Below are 10227 nucleotides of genomic sequence, written 5' to 3'. Positions count from 1 at the left end.
GGGTAAAGAAAAAGGAGTGCAATTATGAAAAAAAGTAAAAAAATGCTAGCAATTGCTTTATTAGTATTGCTATTCATCTTTAGACCTCAACCTGTTTCTGCTATGCACATTATGGAAGGCTATCTCCCATTGGTATGGTGTATCGTTTGGTTCTTACTATTTTTACCATTCTTCATCTTCGGTTTGATCAAGATTAAGAAGATTGTTTCAAAAGATCCAAATTCAAAAACTATGTTGGCCTTGTCAGGTGCCTTCATCTTTATCTTATCTTCATTGAAAATCCCTTCCGTAACTGGATCTAGCTCTCACCCAACTGGTGTAGGTTTGGGAACTGCGATGTTTGGGCCATCTGTTATTAGTGTCTTAGGAACCATTTGTTTGTTGTTCCAAGCTCTTCTTTTAGCCCACGGTGGTTTGACAACACTTGGTGCTAATGCCTTCTCAATGGCTGTAGTTGGTCCTTTTGTCGGATTTGCAGTTTATAAATTCAGTCGCTCTTTGAAACTATCTAAACCAGTCTCACTCTTCTTGTGTGCGATGATTGCTGATTTGGCAACTTATGCAACAACTTCCCTTCAACTTGGCCTGGTTTTCCCAGATCCAACTACAGGAGTATTCGGATCTACCATTAAGTTCTTGGGAGTCTTTCTCATTACACAAATTCCAATTGCGATTGTAGAAGGACTACTTACAGTAATCTTCTATAACTTGATTTCAGAAAATGCTAGTGAAAGAGAGGGTCTATTCCTATGAAAAAACATAAGAATCTTTTGTTATTAGCAGCTATTGTTGTAATTATTGTCGGTGCTTTCTTATTTGCCCCTAAAGGAGTAGAATATAGTGGTACGGATGATGCCGCAGAAAATGCTATTTCGACTATTCAAAAGGACTATAAACCTTGGTTTTCACCATTGTTTGAACCACCAGGATCAGAAGTAGAGAGCTTACTCTTTACCCTACAAGGTAGCATCGGTGCAGGGATCATCTTCTATGTCATTGGCTACCAAAGAGGGAAGAAGCATCAAGATAAATAAATATTTCATTTAGCATTTGTATGGGAGGAAACTATGTTTGTAATTGATCGCTACGCTTATAATAATCGATGGACTGATGTTCCAGAATTAAATAAATTCATTCTATTTATTATATTAATGGTAATTTCATTTTCTGGTTTTCTTCCCTTACAAATACTGTTAATTGTTATTATGATTCCCTTAACTTGTTATATTGCTAAACTTCCAGTTTTAAAATACTTGAGTTGGTTTCGTTATCCTTCTATTTTCATTCTATTAAGTATGGCTACTTTTGTTATTAGTTACGGTGAAAATAGTCATCAATTTTTAATGGCGATACCAGTTGGAAGTCATGGCTATTTAGGAGTTTTTCATTCTTCTGCCAAACAAGTTGGACCAATTGTTATGAGAATTTATTGTTCTTTAATTTCAACCTATTTTATGGCTTTAACCATTCCTTTTAACCAAATGATGAAACTCTGTAAAAGACTTCATTTGCCGGATATCCTAATGGAATTAATCGTACTGATGTATCGTTTTATCTTTTTAGTATTAATCGAATTTTTAACAATTCGAGATACCTTAGATTTGAAATTTTCATTTGTTAATAAGAAAAAATCTTATCTTGGCTGGGGAAGATTAGCCAATACCTTGTTTGTTAAATTATTAGCGGATAACCAGCGCTTAAATGATGTCTTAACCTTGAAATTTGCGCAAGCTAAAGAACTCGATGAGGAGGAATAAAAATATGTTGAAATTAGAGAATATTACGGTTTTGTTTGATGATTTAAAAGCCTTAGACCATGTGAATATGGAGTTCATGGAAGGTAAAATTACCGGGATCATTGGTACTAATGGTTCAGGGAAATCTACTTTGATGAAGGTGATGACCAAACTGCTTAAACCCCAAGAAGGGAGTGTTTATTTGGATCAGCAGCTCATTCAAGACAAAAAGAAAGATTTATTTGCTTATCGACAAGAAGTCAATATGGTGTTTCAAAATCCGGAACAACAACTATTTTATACCATTGCAAAAGATGATATCAGAATGGCTTTGGAGAATTTAGGGTATTCGAAAGAGGAATGCGATAAACGAGTGCAAGAAGCTATTGAGTTAATGGATATCAAAGAGTTGCAGGACCGTCCGGTACAATACTTAAGTTATGGCCAAAAGAAAAAAGTTGCTATTGCGGGAATGTTGGCCCTCAAACCGCGCTTTTTGCTCTTAGATGAGCCGACAGCTGGTCTTGATCCGAAAGGGCGAGATCAAATGGCCATGATTATGAAAAAACTAGTTTCCAATGGGACGAGCATTATTGTGACAAGCCATGACATGGATCTTATGTATGATTGTTGTGATTATGCTTACCTGATCAAAAAAGGAAAAATCATGACCCAAGGGACAAAATACGAAGTATTTCAACAAGAAGAGATTCTACTAGATGCTGGTCTTTCGGTCCCATGGATTGTCAAACTCCATCAGGCCATCCAAACGCCTTTAGTTGAAAATGAAGAGATTCTATTCGATCAGTTGAAAGAAGGATATTTATGGCAAAATCGTTAATGATTCAGGGGACGGCTTCCGATGCAGGTAAAAGTTTAATTGCCGCAGGTTTGTGTCGTATTTTAAAACAAGATGGTTACACGGTTGTTCCCTTTAAATCCCAAAATATGGCTTTAAATTCTTTTATCACCAAAAAAGGATTTGAGATGGGGAGAGCTCAGGTCGTGCAAGCAGAAGCCGCAGGGATCGATCCAGATGTTCGCATGAATCCTGTCCTACTGAAACCAACTTCGGATCGTAAATCCCAAGTTGTTTTTATGGGCAAAGTCCTTAAAGATATGGATGCGGTGGATTATCATGAATTTAAGCAGGAGTTACTGCCTAAAATCAAAGAAGTTTACCAAGAATTAGACCAGGAATACGATACCATTATCCTAGAAGGTGCGGGTAGTCCAGCGGAAATTAACTTAAACGAACGGGATATCGTCAATATGGGAATGGCGCGTTTGGTCGATGCGCCTGTCATTTTAGTAGCGGACATTGACAAAGGAGGAGTTTTTGCTTCTATTTATGGGACAATTGAACTAATGCCAGAAGAAGATCGTAAGCGCATCAAAGGGGTTTTGATCAACAAATTTAGGGGGGATGTAGCCCTGCTTCAATCAGGTATTGATATGATTGAAGAGCTCACTCAAGTACCGGTATTGGGAGTTGTTCCTTATGCAGACATTGACATTGATAGCGAAGATAGTGTAGCTTTAGGTAATAAGGGACGCACTTTTAATCAGGAAAAAGATCTTGATGTGGCTATTATTACCTTGAAACGGATCTCTAACTTCACCGATTTTCATAGTTTGGAAATTCAACCGGACGTTTCGGTCCGTTATGTCATGCCAGGTGATGAGATTGGGAATCCGGATCTTCTGATTTTGCCTGGAAGTAAGAATACGATTGAAGATATGCAAGTCTTACAAAATGCAGGGATTGTCGAGAAAATCCAGCAGTGTGCTGATCGAGGTATTCGCATTTTTGGCATTTGTGGAGGTTTCCAGTTATTAGGCAAGACGATTTCTGATCCTAATCATGTCGAGTCTGAATTGGATGAAATTGAAGGGCTAGGGCTGCTGGATATCGTAACGCAGATGCAGGGAACAAAACGGACAACCCAAGTCCAGGCAGAACACGAAGGTCAAATTCTGGAAGGTTACGAAATCCATATGGGGGAAACAGAGATATCAGATAGCTTGACACCATTTTCTCGTATCATTCTTCAGAATGGTGAGGAAACAAGCAGACATGATGGAGCTGTTTCACCAGACAAACGAATTCAAGGGACCTATCTCCATGGTGTCTTTGATAACTCTCAATGGACTCGCGATTATTTGAACCAAATTCGAATTGAAAAAGGCTTGGAACCCGTAACGGATCAAGTTATGGATCTGAAAGAATTTAAAGATTTACAATATGATAAACTCGCAGCAGTCATTCGTGATTCTGTCGATATGAAGAAGATTTACCAGATTATGAACGGAGAAGAGCTTTAATGAGAATTTACACAAAGTATGGGGATAAAGGGTTTACCCGTCTATATGGCGGTGATCGTGTATCCAAAACACATATTCGTGTGGAAGCATACGGGACCATGGATGAATTGTGCTCTCAAGTTGGCTACCTGGTATCTGAGATGAAGGAATACAAAGAATTAGATGATATCAGAGAAGAATGTGAAGAAATTCAGCAACATTTATTTGACTGTGGAAGCGATCTTGCTACTCCGAGAGAATTGAGACCTTACAAACAAAAGGAGTCAGATATTACCTTCCTAGAAGAAAAAATGGATGCTTATATGTACATTCCTGAAAAAATTGATCGTTTCATTATTCCTGGTGGACATCGAATTGCGAGTCTCTTTCATGTGGCTCGTACTATGACACGACGCTTAGAGAGAAAAATGGTCGCTGTGATTGAAGCAGATGAAACAGTTAACGAAGTTGGACTGATTTATATTAATCGCTTGTCAGATTACTTTTTCGTCGCGGCCCGTTTGGTCAACCATCGTTTAGATGTCAAAGATACAGTCTATAAACGAAGCGCTAAGATTTTTAGAGAAAGAAAAGAGGAGAAATAGCCATGTATCCTGTCATGATGAATATCCAAAATAAACCAGTAGTGGTGATTGGTGGAGGAAAAGTGGCAGCTCGTAAAATTAAGACCTTGTTGTCTGAAGGAGCGAAGGTTACAGTCATTAGTCCTAAACTCAATGAAGAAATTCCTAAATCCCAGGTTGAATGGGTTCAAAGAAGCTATCAAACAGGTGATTTGGAGGGAGCTAAACTAGTTTTTGCCTGCACTGATAACCAGGATATCAATAAAAAAGTGATGGAAGAGGCTCACCCTAGTCAGTTCGTGAATAATACAGGGGATAAGAAAAATTCCGACTTTTATAATGTTGCAATTGCATCAAATAATGAATTATCCGTCATGATTTCTACCAATGGTTTATCTCCATCGCGCTCAAAAGAAGTTAGAAAAAAGATAGAACAACTTTTAGATCAATTATAAGAACGAGGCGGATAGAATGTATTTATTATATGTTGGTGTCACACATCGTGTAGCACCCTTATCAGTTTTAGAGCGTGTACATTTTTCTGATGAGGAAAAAATTGTTGCGCTCAAAAAATTAAAAGCAGAAAAAAGTATTCTGGAGGATGTCATCCTTTCAACCTGTAACCGGACAGAGTTGTACTTAGTTGTTGATCAGTTACATACTGGTCGGTATTATTCCAAGCACTTTCTAGCGGATTGGTTTCAGATAGCTATTGAAGAATTGGAGCCTTATCTTACGTTTAAAGAAGGAAATGAGGCCTTAGAACATTTATTTCGGGTATCTATTGGTTTAGATTCCAAGATAGTTGGTGAAACCCAAGTTCTTGGGCAATTAAAGCAGGCCTTTTTGAGCGCCCAAGAAACTGGAACGACAGGAATCGTCCTCAATCAAGCTTTTAGGCAAGCAGTTACCTTTGCAAAAAGAATGCATGATGTCTATCGGATTAATGCTCGCCCCATGTCTATTGGGTTGACTTCTTTACAAATGTTGGATAGGGAAGACCTTGATTATGAAAACACAAAGATCGTTGTCATTGGCTTAGGAGAAATTGGCCAATTGGTGACGAAATATGTCTTACAACGTCCATTTCAGTCTATCCGCTTGGTCAACCGTACCCTATCAAAGGCCAATCCTTATTTAACGGAAGATCGCATTCAGGCCTATTCATGGGATGATTTAGATGATGCTGTAAAGGATGCGGATATTATTTTCACAGCCATTAAGTCAGAAGGTTATATCCTCTATCCTGATATGGTAAAAGAAGGAGCTATCGTTTTTGACTTATGTTTGCCTCGGACTTGTCATCCTAATTCTTCTATAACCATTCACAATATTGAAAATATCACCAGTGAATTGCAAGCTTTCTTTGAAGAAAGAAATGAAATTGCAAAGGATATCGAAGCAGAGATCTCGAGTGAACTAGTGAGTTTTGAAGAATGGAAGCAGCAACTGGGCATTATACCTCTGATTCAAGAAATTCGAGAAAAAGCCATTCAGGCTCAGCAGTCAGCTATGGAAAGCTTATTACGCAAACTTCCAGATCTTACTGATCGAGAAAAGAAACAAATCTCGAAGCATATGAAGAGCATCATCAATCAAATCTTGAAGGAGCCTTTGTTGCAATTAAAAGAAATGTCTGTGGGTGAAAATTCGGAATATGATATTGCCTTGATAGCTAAAATTTTCGATCTTCATAGCGGAAAGGGAGTGAACCATGAGAAGCATTAAAGTCGGAACCAGGAAAAGTCAGTTGGCCATGACCCAGACCAAAATGGTGGTAGAGCGTTTAAAAGAATGCCATCCTGATGTGGAGTTTGAATTGGTCCCCTATAAAACCCAAGGAGATCGGTTGGTTCATGTTTCTCTGCAAACCATTGGTGGAAAAGGGGTCTTTGTCAAGGAAATTGAGCAGGCGCTCTTAAATCAAGACATCGATATCGCCATCCATAGCTTAAAAGATGTTCCTTCTATCCTTGTGGACGGATGTACCATTGGTGCCATTCCGGAGCGAGAAGATGTCAGAGACTGTCTGATCTATAGAGAAGAAGGCATGACTCTTGAAACTCTTCCGCAAGGGGCAGTTGTAGGGACCAGTAGTATTCGACGCCAGGTCCAACTTCAGAGTCTAAGAAGTGATCTCCAATTCAAACCTTTACGTGGAAATATTGATTCGCGTATCCGCAAGTTACAAGAAGGCGAATGCGATGCTATCGTGCTAGCTGCTGCTGGCCTAAAACGGATCGGGTATTTAGATCAGTCGCCCTCTCTCAATTTAGAATTTTTAGATCCTCAGACATTTATTCCTGCTGTTTCACAAGGGGCCTTAGCCGTCGAATGCCGGGAAGACGATGAGGAAGTCCTGCATCTATTGGCAGCGATTCACGATCAGGAAGTAGAAAACTGCATCCAATTGGAAAGAAGCTTCCTAAGCTTGATGAATGCGGATTGTACCTTCCCGGTAGGAGCTCACGCTCAATATATCGAGGGGCAATACCAGTTGAAGACCATGTTGGCAGATGGTAAGGATCGATGCTTGTACGTGTCTCTCACTTCTAAGGATGGAAGCGATCTTCCCAAACTGGCTTTAGAGCAACTAATGGAAAAAGGAGCCTTAATAGACAAATGGTGGGAAGCTTAATTATTTTTACAAGAGAACAAAAACCCTCTGTCGAATTACAGACTTTACTAGACCGGAACCAAGTCAAATGGTTGCATGCGCCCCTCATTTGCACACAAGGCAATCCCCTTCCACTCATTTTTGAAGAAAAACTGGCCAAAGCTGATTGGGTCTTCTTTACGAGTGCCAATACGGTTCAGTTATTTCTTCCCTATTTGAGACCTGATTTGAAGATTGCCTCGATCGGAAGTCAGACCAGTAAGTTATTGAGAGAGCATCAACTAGATGTCACCTTTGAGTCCAGTAGTCAGTATGGAGTGGATTTTATCAAGGAGTGGGCTAGTCAATATGGGGATCCGCAAAACATTCTCTTCCCTCATAGTGATTTGGCCAATCCGACCTATCCAAAGATGTTACAGGAATTGGGACATGACGTTTATGCTTGGCCTCTTTATCAAACGGTCGCCAATCAAGAGGGAATCGATAAAATAAGAGACATCTTGTCCTTAGAGGAAAAATGTGTATGGACCTTTGCCAGTCCGTCAGCCTGGGATGTTTTTTATCAAGAGGGGCTTTCTTTACCAGAGCATCACCAAATTGGGGTGATTGGAGAGACCACAGCAAAAGCTGTTTTAGATTGTGGTGTCTCGGTAAACTATATGCCTTCTAGTCCATCCATGCTACAATTGGTAGAGGTGATTATAAAGGAGATACAAGATTATGAATTTTAAAAGACATCGTAGACTTAGAAAAAATTCTCTCATGAGAGATTTGGTCAGAGAAACGAGTGTAAGCGTCAATGACTTTATTCAACCGCTTTTTGTAAAAGAGAATCTAGAGCAAAAAGAAGAAGTGACTTCCATGCCAGGTGTCTTTCAATTTGCTTTGACGGATCTTTTAGAAGAGGTGGAATCCTGTGTGCAACTTGGGATTAAAGCCTTTATTCTATTTGGAATCCCTGCAGAAAAAGACGAAGTTGGTTCACAGGCCTCTAGCCCAGACGGGATCGTTCAAAAATCCCTTCGCTTGATCAAACAACACTATCCAGATCTCATACTAATTGCAGATACCTGTCTCTGTGAATTTACTAGTCATGGACATTGTGGCATTCTAGATGGTGAAACGGTTGTCAATGATCTTTCTTTGGACCGCTTAGTCCAAGTAGCCATAAGCCAAGCAGAAGCCGGGGCAGACATTATTGCTCCTTCGAATGCCATGGATGGTTACGTCGCGGCAATTCGTGAAGGCTTAGACAAGTCTGGCTTTGACATGGTACCCATTATGTCTTATTCGGTTAAGTTTGCCTCTAGTTTTTATGGACCATTTCGGGATGCCGGTGAAAGTGCCCCTGCTTTTGGAGACAGAAAAACTTACCAGATGGATCCAGCAAACCGTATAGAAGCTCTGCGGGAGGCTCAAAGTGATGAAGAAGAAGGAGCAGATTTCCTCATGGTGAAACCAGCTCTTGCCTTCTTAGATGTCTTGAGAGATCTAAGAAATCAAAGTGATCTTCCTCTAGTCGCTTATAATGTCAGTGGGGAATACAGTATGGTGAAGGCTGCTGCTGCCCAAGGTTGGATTGATGAGCGTGCCGTTGTCATGGAAAGTCTTATCGGAATGAAGCGAGCAGGAGCGGATTTAATCATATCTTATTTTGCCAAGGATGTAGCAGGATATTTGAAAGGCTAGGAAGAAAGATGAAACGAACACAATCAAATGATTACTTCAAAGAAGCAGAATCTATTTTCCCAGGTGGTGTCAATAGCCCTGTACGAGCTTTTAAGGCAGTAGGTGGCAATCCTCTTTTCATTGACCATTCTCAAGGAGCTTACCTCTATGATGTGGATGGTAATCAATTTGTGGATTATGTGCTCTCTTGGGGACCTATGATTTTAGGACATGCTCGAAAAGAAGTGCTTGAGGAAGTGCAAGAGGCTCTATGGGAAGGAACCAGTTACGGTGCACCAAGTCCACGTGAGATCAAATTAGGCAAACTGATTAAAGAACGCTTGCCTTTCGTTGAGAGAATCCGCATGGTCAATTCAGGAACAGAGGCAACCATGAGTGCTATTCGTTTAGCGCGTGGGATTACCAAACGACCAAAAGTAGTGAAATTTATTGGTTGCTACCATGGACATAGTGATTCTTTCTTGGTACAAGCTGGCTCTGGTGTAGCAAGCTTTGGTATTGCAGATTCAGCAGGTGTGATTCCTGAGGTGGCGCGTGAGACCATTGCCCTTCCTTATAACGATCTAGAGGCTTTACGGACCTGCTTTGAAGAACACGGTGCAGAAATTGCCTGTGTGATCGTAGAAGCTGTTGCCGGCAATATGGGCTTGATTCCAGGCCATCAAGAATTTATCGAGGAGATTCGCCGTCTCACAACAGAAGCAGGTTCACTCTTCATCATGGATGAAGTCATGACTGGTTTTCGGGCTCATTACCAAGGGGCGGTGGGCTTGTATCAAGTCGATCCAGATTTGATCTGTCTAGGAAAAGTCATTGGTGGTGGTTTCCCAGTTGCTGCTTTTGGCGGGAAAGCTCAGTACATGAATCAAATTGCTCCTTTAGGAGATATTTATCAAGCAGGAACTCTATCAGGGAATCCAATTGCCATGGCAGCGGGCTATGAAAACTTGCGCCTATTGACCAAGGAAGTCTTTGATCAAACGGTTGAAAAGACAGACTATCTCTGTCAGGGGCTTCGCCAGTTGGCAGAAAAACATGGAGTGGCCCTTCAAGTAGTCTCTGTTGGAACCATGTTTGGATTTTTCTTCTCAGAAAAGCCAGTTTTGAATTTTGAAGATTCCAAAGAAGCAGATCATCAGCTTTTTGCCAAGGTCCATGGCTTACTTTTAGAAGAAGGTGTTTATATTGCACCATCTCAGTATGAAAGCAACTTCTTATCCAGTGCCCATTCCTTTGAAGATCTGGACAGTACTTTAGCTGCTTTTGACAAAGTCTTTAGCCAGTTGTCATGAAAGGA

General features: G+C 40.4%; 12 protein-coding genes. All 12 read left to right on the top strand.

Features of this window, described 5'->3' with window-relative positions:
* Window positions 1–24: 24 nt before the first annotated feature.
* From ADG03_RS05390 to hemL, 12 genes are read left to right on the top strand one after another with little or no spacing between them, the layout of a single operon-like run.
* The gene (locus ADG03_RS05390; protein ID WP_049472705.1) at window positions 25–753 is read left to right on the top strand and encodes an energy-coupling factor ABC transporter permease; all 729 of its coding nucleotides are present in this window, start codon (window positions 25–27) and stop codon (window positions 751–753) included.
* Complete coding sequence (locus ADG03_RS05385; RefSeq protein WP_049472704.1) at window positions 750–1034, top strand: energy-coupling factor ABC transporter substrate-binding protein; 285 nt, start codon at window positions 750–752, stop codon at window positions 1032–1034. The genes ADG03_RS05390 and ADG03_RS05385 overlap by 4 nt, the downstream gene beginning before the upstream one ends.
* A gap of 33 nt (window positions 1035–1067) precedes the next feature.
* On the top strand, window positions 1068–1757 hold the full coding sequence (locus ADG03_RS05380) for a CbiQ family ECF transporter T component (protein ID WP_049472703.1): 690 nt from the start codon (window positions 1068–1070) through the stop codon (window positions 1755–1757).
* Between the two features lie 4 nt (window positions 1758–1761).
* Window positions 1762–2577, top strand: coding sequence for an energy-coupling factor ABC transporter ATP-binding protein (locus ADG03_RS05375; protein WP_049472702.1), 816 nt, complete (start codon window positions 1762–1764; stop codon window positions 2575–2577).
* Window positions 2562–4061: a cobyric acid synthase gene (locus ADG03_RS05370; protein ID WP_049472701.1), complete on the top strand. Its 1500-nt coding sequence runs from the start codon at window positions 2562–2564 to the stop codon at window positions 4059–4061. Before ADG03_RS05375 ends, ADG03_RS05370 begins: the two co-directional genes overlap by 16 nt.
* The gene (locus ADG03_RS05365) at window positions 4061–4645 is read left to right on the top strand and encodes a cob(I)yrinic acid a,c-diamide adenosyltransferase (RefSeq protein ID WP_049472700.1); all 585 of its coding nucleotides are present in this window, start codon (window positions 4061–4063) and stop codon (window positions 4643–4645) included. The genes ADG03_RS05370 and ADG03_RS05365 overlap by 1 nt, the downstream gene beginning before the upstream one ends.
* 2 nt (window positions 4646–4647) lie before the next feature.
* Window positions 4648–5079 carry a precorrin-2 dehydrogenase/sirohydrochlorin ferrochelatase family protein gene (locus ADG03_RS05360; protein WP_049472699.1) on the top strand — a complete coding sequence of 144 codons (432 nt, stop codon included), beginning with the start codon at window positions 4648–4650 and terminating at the stop codon, window positions 5077–5079.
* 16 nt (window positions 5080–5095) lie between these two features.
* The gene (gene hemA / locus ADG03_RS05355) at window positions 5096–6352 is read left to right on the top strand and encodes a glutamyl-tRNA reductase (protein ID WP_049472698.1); all 1257 of its coding nucleotides are present in this window, start codon (window positions 5096–5098) and stop codon (window positions 6350–6352) included.
* On the top strand, window positions 6339–7262 hold the full coding sequence (gene hemC, locus ADG03_RS05350; RefSeq protein ID WP_049472697.1) for a hydroxymethylbilane synthase: 924 nt from the start codon (window positions 6339–6341) through the stop codon (window positions 7260–7262). Before hemA ends, hemC begins: the two co-directional genes overlap by 14 nt.
* On the top strand, window positions 7247–7972 hold the full coding sequence (locus tag ADG03_RS05345) for a uroporphyrinogen-III synthase (protein ID WP_049472696.1): 726 nt from the start codon (window positions 7247–7249) through the stop codon (window positions 7970–7972). Before hemC ends, ADG03_RS05345 begins: the two co-directional genes overlap by 16 nt.
* The gene (gene hemB, locus ADG03_RS05340) at window positions 7962–8930 is read left to right on the top strand and encodes a porphobilinogen synthase (RefSeq protein WP_049472695.1); all 969 of its coding nucleotides are present in this window, start codon (window positions 7962–7964) and stop codon (window positions 8928–8930) included. The genes ADG03_RS05345 and hemB overlap by 11 nt, the downstream gene beginning before the upstream one ends.
* 8 nt (window positions 8931–8938) lie before the next feature.
* The gene (gene hemL, locus ADG03_RS05335) at window positions 8939–10222 is read left to right on the top strand and encodes a glutamate-1-semialdehyde 2,1-aminomutase (protein WP_049472694.1); all 1284 of its coding nucleotides are present in this window, start codon (window positions 8939–8941) and stop codon (window positions 10220–10222) included.
* The last annotated feature ends 5 nt before the right edge of the window (window positions 10223–10227 follow it).

The organism is Streptococcus parasanguinis (assembly GCF_001069785.1).
Taxonomy (GTDB): Bacteria; Bacillota; Bacilli; order Lactobacillales; family Streptococcaceae; genus Streptococcus; species Streptococcus parasanguinis_T.
The sequence above is the reverse complement of the archived record's forward strand: the minus strand, read 5'-3'. Positions and strand labels throughout refer to the sequence as shown.